General features: G+C 70.3%; 18 protein-coding genes. 11 read left to right on the forward strand and 7 right to left on the reverse strand.

All coding sequences use genetic code 11. From position 1 onward, the window contains the following. Window positions 1-890: 890 nt before the first annotated feature. A complete protein-coding gene (locus NOD94_RS10425) occupies window positions 891-1583 on the forward strand; it encodes a VOC family protein (protein ID WP_281205524.1) in 693 nt (230 codons plus the stop codon). 475 nt (window positions 1584-2058) lie between these two features. Then, the gene (locus NOD94_RS10430) at window positions 2059-2670 is read left to right on the forward strand and encodes a histidine phosphatase family protein (protein WP_281205525.1); all 612 of its coding nucleotides are present in this window, start codon (window positions 2059-2061) and stop codon (window positions 2668-2670) included. A 20-nt stretch (window positions 2671-2690) separates the two neighbouring features. On the opposite strand, the gene NOD94_RS10435 is transcribed toward NOD94_RS10430, so the two are convergent. Then, entirely contained in the window at window positions 2691-2852 is a 162-nt protein-coding gene (locus NOD94_RS10435) for a hypothetical protein (RefSeq protein ID WP_281205526.1), read from the reverse strand. Window positions 2853-3400: 548 nt separating this feature from the next. Here NOD94_RS10435 and NOD94_RS10440 point away from each other — a divergent pair. After that, on the forward strand, window positions 3401-4072 hold the full coding sequence (locus tag NOD94_RS10440; RefSeq protein ID WP_281205527.1) for a class I SAM-dependent methyltransferase: 672 nt from the start codon (window positions 3401-3403) through the stop codon (window positions 4070-4072). A 103-nt stretch (window positions 4073-4175) separates the two neighbouring features. Here NOD94_RS10440 and NOD94_RS10445 read toward each other — a convergent pair whose 3' ends face one another. Then, the gene (locus NOD94_RS10445) at window positions 4176-4529 is read right to left on the reverse strand and encodes an STAS domain-containing protein (protein WP_281205528.1); all 354 of its coding nucleotides are present in this window, start codon (window positions 4527-4529) and stop codon (window positions 4176-4178) included. Window positions 4530-5106: 577 nt separating this feature from the next. Here NOD94_RS10445 and NOD94_RS10450 point away from each other — a divergent pair. From NOD94_RS10450 to NOD94_RS10460, 3 genes are all read left to right on the forward strand, one after another. After that, complete coding sequence (locus NOD94_RS10450) at window positions 5107-5337, forward strand: hypothetical protein (protein ID WP_281205529.1); 231 nt, start codon at window positions 5107-5109, stop codon at window positions 5335-5337. Window positions 5338-5762: 425 nt separating this feature from the next. Further along, the gene (locus tag NOD94_RS10455) at window positions 5763-6053 is read left to right on the forward strand and encodes a VOC family protein (RefSeq protein ID WP_281205530.1); all 291 of its coding nucleotides are present in this window, start codon (window positions 5763-5765) and stop codon (window positions 6051-6053) included. A gap of 210 nt (window positions 6054-6263) precedes the next feature. Next, the gene (locus NOD94_RS10460) at window positions 6264-6821 is read left to right on the forward strand and encodes a DUF6886 family protein (protein WP_281205531.1); all 558 of its coding nucleotides are present in this window, start codon (window positions 6264-6266) and stop codon (window positions 6819-6821) included. An 86-nt stretch (window positions 6822-6907) separates the two neighbouring features. Here the strand turns inward: NOD94_RS10460 and NOD94_RS10465 are convergent, their stop codons facing one another. Then, the gene (locus tag NOD94_RS10465; protein WP_281205532.1) at window positions 6908-7366 is read right to left on the reverse strand and encodes a GNAT family N-acetyltransferase; all 459 of its coding nucleotides are present in this window, start codon (window positions 7364-7366) and stop codon (window positions 6908-6910) included. 276 nt (window positions 7367-7642) lie between these two features. Between NOD94_RS10465 and NOD94_RS10470 the strand changes: the two genes are divergently transcribed. Continuing rightward, window positions 7643-8203 (forward strand): nitroreductase family protein, encoded by a 561-nt coding sequence (locus NOD94_RS10470; protein WP_281205534.1) that lies wholly within the window; start codon window positions 7643-7645, stop codon window positions 8201-8203. A gap of 170 nt (window positions 8204-8373) precedes the next feature. Here NOD94_RS10470 and NOD94_RS10475 read toward each other — a convergent pair whose 3' ends face one another. Both NOD94_RS10475 and NOD94_RS10480 read right to left on the reverse strand, forming a co-directional pair. After that, on the reverse strand, window positions 8374-9018 hold the full coding sequence (locus NOD94_RS10475) for a dihydrofolate reductase family protein (RefSeq protein ID WP_281205535.1): 645 nt from the start codon (window positions 9016-9018) through the stop codon (window positions 8374-8376). Window positions 9019-9303: 285 nt separating this feature from the next. Next, window positions 9304-9852, reverse strand: a complete 549-nt coding sequence (locus NOD94_RS10480) for a hypothetical protein (RefSeq protein WP_281205536.1) — start codon at window positions 9850-9852, stop codon at window positions 9304-9306. Window positions 9853-10130: 278 nt separating this feature from the next. Between NOD94_RS10480 and NOD94_RS10485 the strand changes: the two genes are divergently transcribed. Further along, window positions 10131-10613 carry a hypothetical protein gene (locus NOD94_RS10485; RefSeq protein WP_281205537.1) on the forward strand — a complete coding sequence of 161 codons (483 nt, stop codon included), beginning with the start codon at window positions 10131-10133 and terminating at the stop codon, window positions 10611-10613. Between the two features lie 525 nt (window positions 10614-11138). Here the strand turns inward: NOD94_RS10485 and NOD94_RS10490 are convergent. Together NOD94_RS10490 and pgm are read right to left on the reverse strand one after the other, a co-directional pair. Further along, the gene (locus tag NOD94_RS10490; RefSeq protein WP_281205538.1) at window positions 11139-11600 is read right to left on the reverse strand and encodes a DUF5709 domain-containing protein; all 462 of its coding nucleotides are present in this window, start codon (window positions 11598-11600) and stop codon (window positions 11139-11141) included. A gap of 203 nt (window positions 11601-11803) precedes the next feature. Then, window positions 11804-13444, reverse strand: a complete 1641-nt coding sequence (pgm, locus tag NOD94_RS10495) for a phosphoglucomutase (alpha-D-glucose-1,6-bisphosphate-dependent) (protein WP_281205539.1) — start codon at window positions 13442-13444, stop codon at window positions 11804-11806. A 685-nt stretch (window positions 13445-14129) separates the two neighbouring features. Between pgm and NOD94_RS10500 the strand changes: the two genes are divergently transcribed. The 3 genes from NOD94_RS10500 (at window position 14130) to NOD94_RS10510 (ending at window position 16055) form a co-directional block, all read left to right on the forward strand. Then, window positions 14130-14522, forward strand: a complete 393-nt coding sequence (locus tag NOD94_RS10500) for a hypothetical protein (protein WP_281205540.1) — start codon at window positions 14130-14132, stop codon at window positions 14520-14522. A gap of 306 nt (window positions 14523-14828) precedes the next feature. Then, the gene (locus NOD94_RS10505) at window positions 14829-15494 is read left to right on the forward strand and encodes a hypothetical protein (protein ID WP_281205541.1); all 666 of its coding nucleotides are present in this window, start codon (window positions 14829-14831) and stop codon (window positions 15492-15494) included. 321 nt (window positions 15495-15815) lie between these two features. Continuing rightward, window positions 15816-16055: a chaplin gene (locus NOD94_RS10510; RefSeq protein ID WP_281205542.1), complete on the forward strand. Its 240-nt coding sequence runs from the start codon at window positions 15816-15818 to the stop codon at window positions 16053-16055. Window positions 16056-16202 lie beyond the last annotated feature (147 nt).

Raw genomic sequence — 16202 nt, forward strand, 5'->3', positions numbered from 1 at the left:
TGGGCCTCGACGTCGGGGACGGCGCGGCGGTAGGGCTCGACGCCGGAGACGGAGCGATCGTCGGGACCGGAGTACACGTAGGGCTCGGTACCGGAACCTCCGTGACGGTGGGCACCGGGGTCGGGCTCTGGACGGGCACGGACCGCACCATCGGGGCCAGGGTCGGCACCGGCGTGGCAGTCGGACGCGGCGTCGCGACGGACGCGGGGCTCGACGTCGGAACCGGAACACGACTCGGGGACGGCCAGCACGTCGGAACCGGCGCGCACGTGGGGCTCGGTGTCGGATTCTCCGTGACGGTGGGAGCCGGCGCGGAAGCCAGGCCCGACGTCCCAGTGGGCACGGAGCGCACGGCCGCCACCCTGGCCGGCACCGGCGTGACAGTCGGGAGCGGCGTAGAGGTCGAGGTGGTGCTCGACGTCGGAACCGGAACCCGGGTCGGAGACGGCGTGTGGGCCGGCGCCGCAGTGCACGTGCTGCTCGGTACGGGAGCCGGTGTCGTGCCATCGGCCTGCGCCATGCCGGCCGTGAGAGCAAGGCCGGCAGCCAAGCCGGACGCAGCAACAACAGCCGCGAGTCCGCGAACTCGGTAAGTACTCATCTGGGTTCCCCCCCTGGTCGACCTTTCCGGCACTGTCGCCGGCCATGGTCCGAAGAGAGCCAACACCGTCCGCCGCTGGCCCACAAGATCATTCTTCGTCCGGCAACGAGCCGCAGCGAGGTACCGCGTGGGCCCTCGTCGGCCACCGGCCCGGGCCCGGACCTGCAGCCATGAAGGTTGCGGTCGGAGAGCCTGGCACCGTCCGCCTCCGGCCTCCCCGGGCTGAAAGGAGCAACTTTTCCGGGTCGGGAGCTTTCGTTCGGATGGTCGGCGAGGCAAGGATGGGGCCATGGAGCAGATGTTGAGTCGGCAGGAAGCGTCGGAGGCGGTCCAGGACTACGGGTGGCGTTTCTTGCTGGGCGCGTTGCGAACATCGGTCCCGGTCGGTTCGTTGGCTCAGGCGATCGGCTTGGCAGCGGACGCCGTCGCGGTGTGCGGCGCCGACGCCGACGGGCACCTTCGGATCGATGTCCGCCCCGATCGGGCCGTCTTCACTCTGCAGTCGTTGGACCGCGCAGCGGTTACCGCCCGGGATGTCGAACTCGCGCGTCGGATCGCCGCCGCCGCGGGCGAGTCCGGGTTTCTGACACGGCCCGAAATCGGAACGGGGGCGCCGCGGTCCGTCCAGATTCTGGAGATCGCCGTTGATGCGCTGGACATCGCCGGGATTCGGCCGTTCTGGAAGGCAGTGCTGGGCTATACGGATGAGGCGGGCGCCGAGGGGCCGGAGGATCCGCTCGTCGACCCGGTAGGGCAGGGCCCGGCCGTCTGGTTCCAACAGATGGACCGGGCGCGCCCGCAGCGCAATCGCATCCACTTCGACATCTGTGTTCCGCATGACGAGGCGGCCCGGCGGATCGAGACCGCACTGGCGGCTGGGGGTCGCCTTGTGTCCGCGACCCGTGCCCCCGCGTTCTGGGTGCTCGCCGACCTGGAGGACAACGAAGTCTGCGTCACTACATGGCAGGGTCGAGAGGGCTGAACCTTCCTTGGGATCCGATGGTCACCGCCACGTGTTGATGACTGCTATCAACGCGGTTGTCGCATGGCGGACGGCGAGTTCGTCGAATCCGTGGCCACGGCGCGGTGACGTTGCAGACGATTGATCCCACACTCCACGGCGTGGGCGCCCTTGAACCGCCCCGGTGGCCGGTGGCGCGCCGGGTCGCCGGCCCCCGGCCACGGCCGGGACGGCACGATGGCACGGTGCGGCCTGGGGTGCCGGGGTAGTGCCCAGGCCTCGAAACGTTGGCCTGCCCGCCCACACAGTGCGCCTCCGGTGCCTGCGTAAGGCCCTCGTACTCCTCGCGCCCCCTGTGGAGTGTCTGCCCGGCGCTCCACATCGCCGCCGCCGAGCCCTGGCGAAAGCGTCGACCGCCACTGCCTCATGAGGAGGCATACTTTCCGTCCTGCCCGCACCATGGGCCTGTACCTGCAACGCGGCGAAGGAGATGGTCATGTCCTCGGATCCCGCTCCCCACGCGACGAGCCCTGCCTTCGACACGGCCACCGGATGCCGCCTACTGCTGGTACGCCACGCGAAGGCCGTGCCCAAGCACGTCGCCGAGGACTTCGAACGGTCCCTGAACGACCGGGGCCGGGCCGAGGCGCCGCAGACGGGACGTTGGCTCGCCGCGGCAGGTTTCGAGCCCCGCCTGGTGCTGTGTTCCCCGGCCCGAAGGACACGACAGACGTGGCAGCTGATCGCTCCGGCCCTGCCGGACGTGCCACCCGCCGTGTACGACGACAGGCTTTACGACGCGGCCCCGACGACGCTGGCGACCGTGCTGGCGGAACGCGCGTCGGGGGTGAGCCCACTGATGCTGGTCGGGCACAACACCGGCATTCACGAGCTGGCCACGGCCCTGTGCGGATCCGGCCCGCCCAAACTGCTGGACCGATTGAGGGACGGGCTCCCGACGGCGGGCGTCGTGGTGGTGGACCTTCCGCGCGGATGGGGCGGCCTCACCGAGAGTGAGGGCCACCTGACCGCTTTCTGGGCCCCTTTCCGCGGACAGTCGCCGGAACCCCGGCCAGGGTGCGACCCGGACACCGACCGGCAGTACTGAGGAGCGGCTCCTGCGGCGGTTCACCAGCGCACAGGAAGCCTGGGCCCGTGTCCCTGGATGTGGGAGACGATCAGGACCGCGTTCACCCAGACGATCACCCCGCTCCACGCCAGAGCCTCGGCCCTTGCGATGGCGCCCACCACGAGCATGACGAACGCGGCCGCCAGTATCGCTACGGTCATCGCCAGACGCCGTCGACGAGCTCCACGCCGCGTCCGGTTTGCCCTCCCGCCGGTGCCGCTCAGCTCGGCGACCAGCTGGTCCCAAACCGCCGTCTCGCCTGCTGTCAGCTCACTCCTGGCCAACTCCGCCTCCCTGAAGCCGTGTACGGACCCAGGATGCGGCTGCCCACACATCGACCCGATCATGTACCCGGCTGCCGACGCCGCGGGCAGGCGCCGCAACAGTGGAGCCTCCGAGCCGGTACCAAGGTCAAGCGTCGCCCCGTCCCATGTCTGCCGGAGCGGTCCCGGTCGTGCGGCCGAGCAGCCGGTCGCCGTCCGCCGTCCGGACGGCGCTCCGATCCACCTACCCCAGGACCGAGGGCTGGGGCTCCCCCACAGGGCCTGTCGTTCGGGTGCAGTCGTGGCGAGGGGCGGACGCACGTTCCGACGGCGACGGCCGCGGGCGGCCGACCGTCCTCGGCCGGCGGACGTGCGGAGTCTCCGCTCTTTTGCCGTTTCGGCAACAGGACTGGCCCGGCGAGCAGGCAGTGCGCGACGGTGGGGCCATGACCGACAACACCTCCGCAGAAGTCATCCCCCCGCACGCCGACGGTTACGTCGGCGACCCCGCCGTGCGCGACGAATGGGACAACCGCTACTCCGAGCGTCAGCGGCTCTGGAGCGGGCAGCCCAACGGGGCGCTCGTCGCGGAGGTCGCCGACCTCTCCCCCGGACGCGCGCTCGACGTCGGCTGCGGCGAGGGCGCGGACGCCATCTGGCTCGCCCGCGCCGGCTGGGACGTCACCGCCCTCGAGGTCTCGGGGGTGGCGCTGGCCCGGGCCGCCGCCCATGCCCGGGACGCCGGTGTCGGCGTCCGCTGGGTGCACGCCGGACTGGCCGAGGCGGCACTCCCGCGGGCGTCCTTCGACCTGGTCTCCGCGCAATACCCGGCGCTGCTCCGCACGCCGGGGTCGACGGCCGAGCACGCTCTGCTCGATGCCGTCACGCCCGGCGGCTCGCTCCTGCTCGTCCACCACGCGGGCATGGACGAGAACCACTCCGCGCAGGACAACTCCTTCGATCCCGCCGACTACGTCTGGCCCTCGATGGTGGCCGCGCTCCTCGGCGACGACTGGCAGGTCGAGGTGAACGAGGAGCGGCCCCGCGTCGTGCCCGAGGGCGGTGCCGGCGCGCACCACGCCCACGACGTCGTACTGCGGGCCCGCCGCCTGCGCTGACGCGCTGACCGGCCGCGCCGATGCCGTGCGGCTCGCGATGGCGGCGCCGGCCGCGCACGGCTGGGCTGCCCGGGAAGGAAGCTGTCGCGTCCGGCAATCGGGTTCACATGAGGCAGGTTCTGGTTCCGGTGAGCAGGAGGAGCCGTTCCACCTGACGGCTTGCTCCGGTGACGCACAGGGGGCGGCCGGCCTGCTCCGCATGGGCGCGGGCCATAAGGAGTGCGTCGAGGCCGCCGCAGTCGCAGAACGTGACGTATCGGAGGTCGATCGTGACGGGGCCGCGGTAAGAGGTGAGCGCGGCAAGGACGGCCCGCCTCAAGGCGGCCGCGGAGTGGAAGTCGATCTCCCCGCTGACCGCGACCCCGACGGACCCGTCCGGTCCGGGTGTCACGCAAACCTGAATGCCGTCAACATCGGTGACCGGGACGAGCCGCTCACGGTCCGTGGTCCGGATCATGTCTGCCTCCCCCTCTCAGGGGCTTCGGACGCACTACCAGTCATGGTCGACATCCGTCCGACGCACGTCAAGAACTTCACGAAAGAAAGGACATGGATTCTTGATTCGGGGCGGGATTCGCATATGGGCGAAAAGCCGTCGCAGCGGGCGCCATGGACCTTCCTGACAAGCCACGCACGCGCCCTTCTCACCCGAAGCAATTCACTCACCACTACCGACAACCCCACGTGTGGCGGCGCACGCGAGGACGGGCGGGGCCGACTGTGGGGCGGGTCACTACGCCCCCGCCACGGCGGACGAGGACTTCCGCAATAGACTGAACGTGTTCAAATCAGCGAGGGTCAGGGGGCAACTCGTGCCGGTCAGTACGCACGCCGCATCGGACGAAGAGTCGGGAAGCAGGGGGAAAAGGGCTACCGCTCACCGGTGGCAGACAGGAATCGCACTGGTAGCCCTGTTCCTCCCGCTGCCGTGCGCCCTCGCGGTCGCTGTCGACGGCGGGTCCGTCTTCCACCTCACGGTCCCCGCACTCCTTCTCGGGATACCACTCACCCTCCGCCGAAACCGCGCATGGTTCATGACCTCCAGCGTCATCACCGCAGTCCTGGTACTCGGTTGGTCAGTCGTCGGCATCCTCGAAGGAACCTGGACGTTCCTTCCCTCAGCGCCTCTGCTGATCTGCGCGAACTTCGCGGACCCCCGCGAATACCGCACACCTGCCATCATCGCCACCACCCTCGCGTGCCTCATCGCCACACCCTTCGCCCTGGTTGCCCTCACCGCCACCACACTGCTCGTCAAGTCGTAGAGGGGCGCCTTTCGGCCGCGCCTCCAGAACCGGGAAACGAGTGACCGCCCGCAGAGGTGAGGAGGTCAAGCCGGCACGGGGTGATCGCGGCTGTCGGTGGAGGGGGTACCGGCGGCTCGCCGTCCTCGCCGTCGCAGTACGGACACCATGGCCCGAAGCGGTTGTGCGTCCGGACGAGGCACATGTGCGCGGTGGAAGTCAGGAAGAAGCGCGGGAGCGATGCGTAAGCACTGTGGAACCCCCACAGGCCTGCGCGTATGCGGCGATGTTCCCGAGCCGTCGCCGAGGCGTTGAGAGGCATTTCCTTTGTGGTTCGTGATCATCTGGGCTTCGGTTCTGTCGGCCACCGTCTGCACACGGGTCCACATCGCCCGGCTCCGGGGACGGATGGCCATGCTCGGCGACACCGCCCCGGGGTCGGCGTCGTGAACGTGGACCTCCTCGTGATCCACACGACCCGGCTGGAGGCGTGCCGGGATTTCTATGCCGGCCTCGGTCTGGAATTCGTACCGGAGCGGCACGGCGACGGGCCGGACCATTACGCCGCGGTCCTCGCCGACGGGAGCGTCATCGAGTTGTACCCCGCCACGCGTCGGCCGGAGACCGGGTACTTGCATCTCGGGCTGACCGCGGGGCGTGGTTCCCTGACCCGGGTGGCCGGGCGGCACATCCTGACCGACCCGGACGGCCGTACGGTCGTTCTGACCGTCCCGTAGCGGATCACCGAACAGACGGCGCGGGACACTGTGCCCCGCGTTCTGGGGGACGCCGCGCACGCCGACGTGGAGATCCGTCCCGGCGGCAACGTGTCGGCAACCGGCGAAGCCCGTGCGGCGCCGGCCGAGACGCACACCGGCCTCGGCCTGGGCAGTCGGTGCCGGGCGCGCGGTATTGGGAGCGCGGGGAAGCTCTGGTAGAACCGGTCCATGCGTCCACGGCCCGGGGAAGTGCTGCACTTCTCAGAAGACCCGACGATCAGCCGGTTCCTCCCTCACGTCGCCGCCACCACCCGCCACCCGGAGGCTGTCGTATGGGCCGTCGATGGCGTACAGGCTCCCGACTACTGGTTTCCCCGCCAATGCCCCCGCGCCATGGCCTGGACCGGGCCCGCGACGGCCGAGGGCGACAGGGAGCGCATCATCGGCCCCGGCGGCGGCTCGCGGGTCCACGCGATCGAGTACGGCTGGGTGGAACGGTTCCTGGGTGTGGAGCTCTTCGCCTACCGGCTCCCCGCCGCGTCCTTCCGCCCGATCGGCGATCCCGTACCTTTCGCCCACGTGTCCAAGGGCCCCGTCGAGCCTCTGGGCCCGGCCGAGCCCGTGGGCAGCCTCCTGCGACTGCACCAGGACGCCGGCATCCAACTCCGCGTCCTGGACAACCTGTGGGACTTCTGGGACGCCGTGACCACCAGCACCCTGACCTTCGGCGGCATCCGTCTCCGCAACGCACTCCCCCGCCCCGAGGCCGGCGCCGCCGGGGCTTGAGGACCCGCAGACCGGCCGGCACCACAGCGGCGGGCGGCGAGCGGACGTCGCGCAGCCTGGCAGCGACGAACCCCGGGGCTTTCGGGTCACGGTTGGTCGGCGGTCTCCGGGTCCCGGGAGAGGTCGATGGTGAACGCCACTCGGTCGAGTCCGGGGCCGTCGTAGTCCGGCTTCGCTCCCGACGCCGTGAATCCGAGCCGAGTGTGGAAGGCCTGCGACGCTTTGTTCTCCACGCTGGTGATGCAGTGTACGTAACGGCGTCCGTGCGACCGGGCGAGCGCGAAGAAGGCGCTGTAGAGGGCGCGTCCGACACCCTTGCCGTGCAAGGCGGGGTCGACACCGACGAAATGCACGTAAGCGGTGTCGGGCTCCGTCTGCGACAGGAAACCGACGAGGAAGGCGGCGACCTCCGCGTCAGCGCGTTCGATGAGGAAACTGGTGGTGGTGAAGTGCTGGAAGTACAACCGGGGCAGCAGCAAGGCGCGTTCCACCGCACCCGCCCCGCCCTTGAGGCCACCCCACCAGTCGTCCAGTACCGCGAGCACGCGAGGATGGTCGTCAGCCGCAGGGTGTCGAGCCGTCAGGCCCACAGGAAGATCAACGATCATCCGCCCATTCTGCCTGTCCGGCGGTCCTGAGTGACGAGGCGGACCACCGCAGCCGCGACTGGGTGGCGTCCTTCGCCATGGTCGGCCGACCCGGCCGACGGCAAGGCCAGGAAACCATGGGCATCGTCCGGAGGGGCACCAGCACGTATCGGGATGCCGAGCACCGGCCACCGACCGGAAATGAACCCGCTCGGCGCGCTGTTGTCAGCCCATATGACCGAAGATCTCATGCGGCCCGATGGGGTCCACCCGCTCCTGACCGGCCGCTTCAGCCCGTACGCGTTCGACCCGTCGGTCAAAGTCGACGACCGTGCCCTCGACCTGCTGCTCGAAGCGGCCAGGTGGGCGCCCTCCGCCGGGAACTCCCAGCCATGGGGGTTTCTACCGGCCAGGCCCGGCGAGCCGGAGTACGCCCGCGTGGTGCCTCGGCTTGCGGCCGGCTCGGCCCGCTGGGCCATGGACGCGAGTCTGCTCATCGTCACGTTCACCCGCCGGTATTTCGACGACTCGGGAACCCTCTACTCCGAGTTCGCCGACTACGACCTCGGTCAGGCCGTGGCCCACCTGACCATCCAGGCCCAGGCGATGGGACTGTCGTCCCACCAGTTCCGTGCCTTCGACCTCGCGGCGCTCACCGAAGAGCTCGACCCGAATCCGGGCTGGGCGATCGTTTCCATGATCGCCGTGGGCAAGTGTGCCGAAAACCCCCCGGCGGTACGGACGCGGCGCAGCACCGGCGAACTCCGCTCGGCTCCGTTGTCCACACCGTCGTAGGACGCGAAGCGGTCCGGCGGACCATCGCCGGACCTGAGGAGTTCACCCGGAACGGGCCGGTCGAGGCATTGCGGCCATGGTCGGCCGGCCGCACGCGGCAGGACGGGCCGGCCCGTTCAAGAGCCGGCGCCGGCAGGCGAAAACCGTCGGCGGGGCAGCCTGGAGACCATTCATTTTCGCCAGAACAGGTGGTGCGTCACCCCGCTCGGGCTGGGAACGACCTCCAGGTGGAAGCGGTCGAGCAGCTCATCGGGGGAGGCCCAGAGGCGTACTCCGGACCCGAGCCTCACCGGTGAGACCGCCACGTGCATGGTGTCGACCAGGTCTGCGTCGAGGAACTCCCGGATGGTCGTGGCCCCGCCACCGAGTCGGACGTCCTTGCCCTGCGCGGCCTCCCGGGCCTGCTGGAGAACCGTGGCAGGGTCACCGTCGACGAAGTGGAACGTGGTGTCGGAGAGTGTGAGCGAAGGACGCTCGTGGTGGGTCAGGACGAACACCGGGGTGTGGAACGGAGGTTCATCACCCCACCACCCCTGCCATTCGTGGTTGCGCCAGGGCCCGCGCTGGGGCCCGAACTTGTTGCGGCCCATGATCTCGGCGCCGATGTTGTGGGCGTAGTCCCGCGTGAGGTAATCGTCGATGCCCCGGCTCCCTCCGGGCTCGGTGCGCATGGGCCAGCTCGCGGTGGCGCCGGCCCAGGCGAACAGCCTCCCGGGATCGACATGACCGAACGGCCTCTCAAGGGTCTGGTCCTCACCGGCACCGATCCCGTCACTTGAGACGTTGAAGTTCTGGACTCTCAGAAGCTGGGGCACGTGCTCCTCCTGTGGTGTCGACAACGATGGTGAGACCTGCCGGACCGTCGAAACTCATCGCTGTTTCCGCGACCGGCCGGGAAGCGTCCTGCTCAGTGTCCCGACCTGCGGGGTTCGCACGCGGTTCGCTCCGGCGCTGTCGCGGCTGATCGTGTGTTCGGGCGGCGCGACCGCGAGAACGCGGGCGCAGGCGGGTGGTGTCCGTGTCCTCCAGGCAGCATTCACGCAGGGGCGCCCCGCCTCCGCGATGCGCGGGGGGCGGGGCGCCGCTGCGTGCCGGATCCGCTACAGCAGGGCGATCGAGCTCGCCCGGTCGTTCATCGCGTCTCCGACGTACGAGGTGGACTGCTGGTATTCCTGGTGGACGCCGGAGGCGTTGGGCGCATCCCACAACTCCAGCCAGCAGGACAGCGTGGTCAGCGAACTGACCGAGTTGTTCCAGGTGCCTTCGAGGTCGATCTGTCCGTCCCGGCCGTTGCCGCTCCCGCAGGCGCTGCCGCCGGTTAAGACCAGGGCGGAGCCGCGGTAGTTCGAGTCCGTGTAGACGACACCGAGCTGCACGGCCTGGGCACCTGCGGTGCCCGAGGAGCCCTTGAGACGGTCGACCAGCTTCTGGTCGATGTGCTTCGCCGACAGCGGCGCGTCGGTGATCCGTCCGTTGGTGGAGGCGGTGACGGCATCCTGGAACGTGTCGTAGCACCGCATGCTGCCTGAATCGACGTTGAGCACGCAGTTCCTCGGGGCGGGTGCGGCGCTCGCGGTGGCGGCGCCCGTACCCAGGGCCAGGACGGTGGCGGCTGCCGCGACAGCAATACGTGACGTACGAGCAAACATGGGTCACTCCCGTCTCGTGGACGTTGTACCAACACCGTGGATGCTTCCGCCTCCATCCCGCATGGGCCAGGGGCACATTCGGCCAGGGTCGGTGTATGCGCCATGCGTTGCTGCGGGTCAGCGGGCGATGCGTTGCGCTTTGCGTACTTCATGACCTGCCGTGACACCTTGCCCAGGTCGTCGGCAGCATCTGACGGGGAATCCGAAGAAACCGGCGCGAACTGTTCGAAGCCGCGCTCCCCGGCGGCCGCCGGGGGTACCTCCGAGATCCGGCGGGCGTGGACATGGGACTTCGGGTTCGCGCTCACCGGCAGGCAGTCAGCGGCGATGACGCCACGCAAGCGGATGGCGCCGATCCGCTCAGCGTGCCGGGCCGCTTCCCGCAGGGTCTGTCGGGCTGCGTCGTGGCGGCTCGCCCCGATGAGCATGCCGCCGTGAGTGAGGTGTGCGGAAACGAGTTCGGGGGTGGGGTCGACGGCGTTCAGGAGGTCGACGGACTGTTCGGGGGAATGTTCGGCGGCCATCAGGCCGACCTGACCCCCGTGGCGGTGCCGAGGGCGCGCAGCGGCCGGCAGACGCAGCGGGGCGCGCGCCAGCGGCGAGCGGCCTCCAGTTCCTCGGCGTCGAGCGGGACGGCCGAGCAGCAGCCGGCAACAGGCGGTAGCCGACCGCCAGGGGGTGGTGACGATCGGGCCGATGACTTGCCGTTCGCTCTGTCGACGACCGCATTCCAGCAGGTCGTCGAGGGCGGCCGCGGGTGAGCCGGCCAGTCGGTGCGCCTCGACGGTGCGGCCCGTCCGGGTGAGGACGGTGGCGGCCTGGGCGACGAGGTACGCGTGCCCGATGCGCAGACCACGGCTTCTGCGAGGCGATCTGGCGGTGCGGTGCGAGGCGAGGCAAGGCGACCCCGGCACGGCCGACAGGTTGAAGCGTTCCACCTCGTCACCCGCCCGGGACCCAGGGCAGGCCGGTACACCGCGACGACGCCGATGTTCGTCGTTCACCGTCGGAGAGGCGGGCGCAGCCCATCCGCGGGCCGGCCCGGTAGCGCTGCTCACCGAGACCGATCTGCCCGCCCGCCCGTTGGGTGAGAAGGAGTCTCCGGCAGTCGCCGAACGCCTTCCGGCGGAGTCACCCGCGGCCCTCGCCACGCCGACCGCCGCGGACCTCGTCCACCGGGCCCGCACCGGCATGCGCGCGCGGTCGCCTCCCCACCCGGCACGCAGAGCCCACTGGGGGAGCGACCGCTCTCCCCCGCCACAGCGGACCGTAGCCGCAGCTCAGGTCTACGGCTGCTCTTCCTCCAGGTCCTCGATCACATGGACGGCGGCTTCCTCCGCCGAGGCGGCACCGGCGTCCACGCCGACGTCGTGGGCGAGCACGTTGTTCTCGCGGGGGGATTCGGTGGCCGGCGCCAGACGACCGGCGCGCGCATCTCCCACCTCGGGGTCGATCGGCTCTCCCTCCCCACCCGGCAGGTCGCCCACACCGTCCCCCGGCTCGGGCTGCTGGTCGGGGACTTCGCGGGCGAGGCGGTCGTCCAGGCTCTCTCCGAGACGCTGTTCCTCGCCCGTGGTGGGGTTGCGCTCGCTGGCGTAAGGGCGCTCCGGTGGCGAGTACCCCTGGTCGAGAAGGGCGTCGGTGCCGAGTTCCCCCACGCTGTCATCCATGTCCGGCTGGCCTTCGGAGCGCTCGTCCTCGGGCTGGGGCTGGTAGACGTCGTCGCCGCGAGCTCCGGTTTCGCTCATGAGCGATTCCTCTCGTCGCACACCCCGGGGTGGCCGGGGCGTCGGGGATAGTGGCTTCCTCCCGCGCCTCCCCAGAAATCCGGAGCTCACGCAGCCCACCGCCGGGCCGGGCACGTCGCCCGCGGCCGGCTACGAAGCGCCGGCTTCACGCCCCACCGTACGGCCGGGGCATTGCCCCGGCCGCCGTGGCGGCCACCGCCGGGTCAGGCGGACAGCGCCGCCGAAACCACGGACCGTGCCGCCTCCTGGACCTCTGCGAGGTGCTCGGGTCCGCGGAACGATTCGGCGTAGATCTTGTACACGTCCTCGGTGCCCGAGGGACGGGCCGCGAACCAGGCGTGGTCGGTACTCACCTTGATCCCGCCGAAGGCCGCGCCGTTGCCGGGGGCGCTCGTCAGTACTCCGGTGACCGGGTCGCCGGCGAGCGTGTCCGCGGTGACCTGGTCCGGGGAAAGCCGGCCGAGCACGGCCTTCTCGTCCCGCGTGGCCGGTGCGTCGATGCGGGCGTACGCGGGTTCGCCGAACCTGGTGGTCAGCGCGGCGTACCGCTCGGAGGGGCTCTGTTCCGTCACCGCCAGGATCTCCGAGGCGAGCAGGGCGAGGAGGATGCCGTCCTTGTCGGTCGTCCACACCGAGCCGTCGCGACGCAGGAAGGACGCGCCGGCGGACTCCTCGCCGCCGAAGCCGAGGCCACCGTCGGCCAAACCGTCCACGAACCACTTGAAGCCGACGGGTACTTCGACCAGTGGGCGGCCGAGGTCGGCGGCCACCCGGTCGATCATCCCCGAGGACACGAGCGTCTTCCCGATGCCCGCGGCCCGCGGCCAGCCCTCGCGGTGGCGGTACAGGTAGTCGATCGCGGTGGCGAGGTAGTGGTTGGGGTTCATCAGGCCGCCGTCCGGCGTGACGATGCCGTGCCGGTCGGCGTCCGCGTCGTTGCCGGTCGTGATGTCGAAGCGGTCCCTTCCCTCGATCAGCGAGGCCATCGCGTACGGGGACGAGCAGTCCATCCGGATCTTCCCGTCCCAGTCCAGCGTCATGAACCGCCAGGTGGGGTCGGTCTCCGGGTTGACGACGGTCAGGTCCAGGCCGTGTTCCTCGGCGATACGCCCCCAGTAGGCCACGGAGGCCCCACCCAGCGGGTCGGCGCCGATGCGCACGCCCGCGGCACGGACGGCGTCGAGGTCGAGCACGGAAGGGAGGTCGCGGACGTAGGCGCCGAGGAAGTCGTACCTACCGGTGGTGGCGGCCGCGAGCGCCCGGGCGTACGGAATCCTCCGTACCTCCTTCGAACCACCGGTGATGATCTCGTTGGCCCGCTCCTGGATCCAGCCGGTCGCCTCGGACCCGGCGGGTCCGCCGTGGGGCGGGTTGTACTTGAACCCGCCGTCGCCGGGCGGGTTGTGGGAGGGCGTGACGACCACTCCGTCGGCCAGGCCGTCGGTACGGCCGCGATTGTGGGTCAGGATGGCGTGGGACACGGCGGGGGTGGGGGTGTAGTGGTCGTCGGCGTCGATGACGACGTTCACGCCGTTGGCGGCGAGGACCTCGATGGCGGTGACCCTCGCGGGTTCGGACAGCGCGTGCGTATCGGCGCCGAGGAACAGCGGTCCGTCCACGCCGTGGTGAGCCCGGTATTCGCAGATGGCCTGGCTCGTAGCGGCGATGTGGTCCTCGTTGAAGGCCGTGTCGAGGGACGAGCCCCGGTGGCCCGACGTTCCGAAACCGACCCGCTGGGCTGGATCGGCGGTGTCGGGGTGCAGGGCGTAGTACGCGGTCACCAGGCGGGACACGTCGATGAGGTCCTCCGCCCTCGCCAACTGCCCGGCTCGCTCGTTCGGCATCCGTTCGCTCCTACGATTCTGGTCGGGACCCCGAACGGGGTCCACACGGCTCCATGATCGTCCGGGCGGCGGCCGGACCCGGCCCGACGCCCCGCCACGCCCATCACTCGACCTACCCAGGAAACCCGGTGCCGGCACGCCCGATCCGGGACCGGGTCGAGCGGAACCGCCGCCGGGCACATCGTTTGCCCAATGTACGTTTTGCCGAGTATGTGACGGTAATAACGCCTGTACGTCGGTCACCTACCGCGAATGAGGTGGGCGGGGACGGTCCGCCCTCGCGCGACTTAAGTGCCCCTCACCGGTCCCATTCACCGAAAGTAGTTCCAATATCACACTGTGTACACACCCTGGGGCCGGCGCCCCGCATCCGTTCCGAAGGAGGACCTCATGGGCAAGATCCGCAGCGGAGTCAAAGTGCTTCGCGGCATGAAACAGGAGGCCGACGGCAAGGCGCTGATGGACCCCGGACTTCGCACGGCGGGACGAAGGCTCATCGATCAAGGGCGCAGCGAGATGCACCACCGGCCCCACCGAGCCGGCGGCACCGAGTGGGTCCCTGGCCGTCCAAGCCGGTAGCCGTCCTCGTATTCTTCTCCTCCGGCGCCCTCGGGAGCCATCCGGATCGGGTTCGGAAGAACGCCGGGCGCCGGATCGTCCCGAGAAGGCCGGTGAGGATCCGACAATGAGTCGCATGCTGTTCGTGCTCCGCTACCGCAACGGTCGGCCGGAGCCCCTCGACATGGATGTCGTACGGGAGGTCCTGGGGCCGCACGTCGGCACCGCCGACGAGAACCCGAGGGGCGGCGCACCGATCCGGACCGCTGACGGCTACGAGGTCGAGGTGGACGTGAACGACGTCTGCGTCGCGGTCAGCCGCTTTCCACCCGGCCGGTTCTTCGACGTCCTGGCCGAACTGGTCGAACGTCTCGGGGCGAGCGTACTTTCGACGGACCGACCGGTGATCATCCGCGAGGAGGGCGATCGGGCACATCTGTCCGATGACCTTCGCGAGGGGGCCGTCGTCATCGCGACGACGGCGCCGGCCCTGGAAGGACACTTCAACGGTCGCTCCTGACGGGGGCGGCGCCCCGAGGGAGGGCCCCGCGCGGAGCGACCTGTTGCGGGACGGCTACCGTCAGCCGTTGACGGTGGACGGAACCCGGACGCGAACCCGGACGCGAACCCGGATCGCGGACGCGGAGACCGTCGCGTACTCGTAGCGAGTGGACCGGTTCGAGGACCGCACCGTTCCGCCGCACCGGCCGAGCCCCGGAGCCCGGGACGAGGCGGTTCGCCCGCGCTCGTGAGGCGTGGGGGCCCGCGGACCAGGTACCAGTGGACCGGTGAAACATCACGCTTCGCCCTGAAGGAGGGAAACGACGTGCGCCGTCGTACGCGGTTCTTCGCGCTGTCCGTCGTGGCCGTTTCCGTCAGCGGCGGCCTCGTGCTCGGAATTCCGCTCCCCGGCTCGGCGGCGGGGTTGAGCATGGCCGAGCTGAAAGAGGCGTTGCCGCGGAAACAGGACGTCGCCGGATACCAAGTGGCCTCCGTGGAAAAGGAGTTCACCAACCACCCGTCGGATGACCGCCCCTGCGGCAAGGTATCGGCGGCCATCACTTCGAAGAACCACCCTCCGGCGGCCTCGGCCCGTGTGGTGCTGGCCCCTCGGGGGCACAGTGGTCACGATCAGGTGGTCAAGGTCTACAGCTTCGCGGAGGACGACGCGGTGCGGGTGATGAGCGGAATCCGGGCGGCGATCGGGGACTGTGCGCACTACAACGCCTGGTACGCGGACCTCTACACGCGCCACGGCCTGAAGCCGGCGCGGTCACCGTACCGGGTGGGGGACGACACGTTCAGCTACCGACAACTCGATGCGGCGGCCGCGGACGCTGGGGGAGCCCCGATCCCGCTCGGACCGGGTCCGCTTCAGGAGCCCGGACGGACGTTCACCTTCGTCCGCACCGGCGGCGTGATCAGCCAGTACTCGGATGCCGTGCCGGAAGCGGTGGCCGAAGAGCTCAGCCACCGCTTCCGACGGGCCTGATCCGACTGACGACAGAGCCGTTCCGGGCGGCGCACGGCGTCACCGGCCCGGCTGTCGGCGCGCCCGGCGTCGGCGGCGGCCCTCACGCTGACGGACGCGGACGGCCCTGCCCCTCCAGGGACAACTCGCCGACCGGATCGCGGTGCTCGGACGTTCCGACTCCTCCGCCGGAGGGAACGGCCGTGTCCCCGGGGGCCGAGTGGGCGTTGCACAGGACACGGCAATGCCCCCGCCCGAGGCGTGCGTCTGCGCCCGGGGGCAGCGGCCCGCCGTTCAACCCCCAGGTAGAACCCACCCCCACCGTAGTTCGAGGAGCGCACCATGTCCGCAGTGAAGAAGAGCTTCGCCATCGCCGCCACCGCGGCCACCGTCGTCATGGGCGGCGCCGGACTCGCATCCGCCGACGCCGGCGCCCAGGGCGCAGCCATCGGCTCCCCCGGCGTCGCCTCCGGCAACGTCATCCAGGTCCCGGTCCACATCCCGGTCAACGCCTGCGGCAACACCGTCAACGTCATCGCCCTGCTCAACCCGTCCTTCGGCAACACCTGCGTCAACGCCTGACACACGGGAGACACCGGCCGAAGCCTTCACAGCCTTCGCGCCCCACAAAACCCGTGAGAGAGGCAACCGGATTCCTCCCCGGCCCGCCCCCGCTCACGACCCGGCGCCCGCCCCCGGAAGACGGAGGCGGGCGCCGCCGTACTCCAT

Source organism: Streptomyces sp. Isolate_45 (assembly GCF_024721315.2).
Lineage (GTDB): Bacteria > Actinomycetota > Actinomycetes > Streptomycetales > Streptomycetaceae > Streptomyces.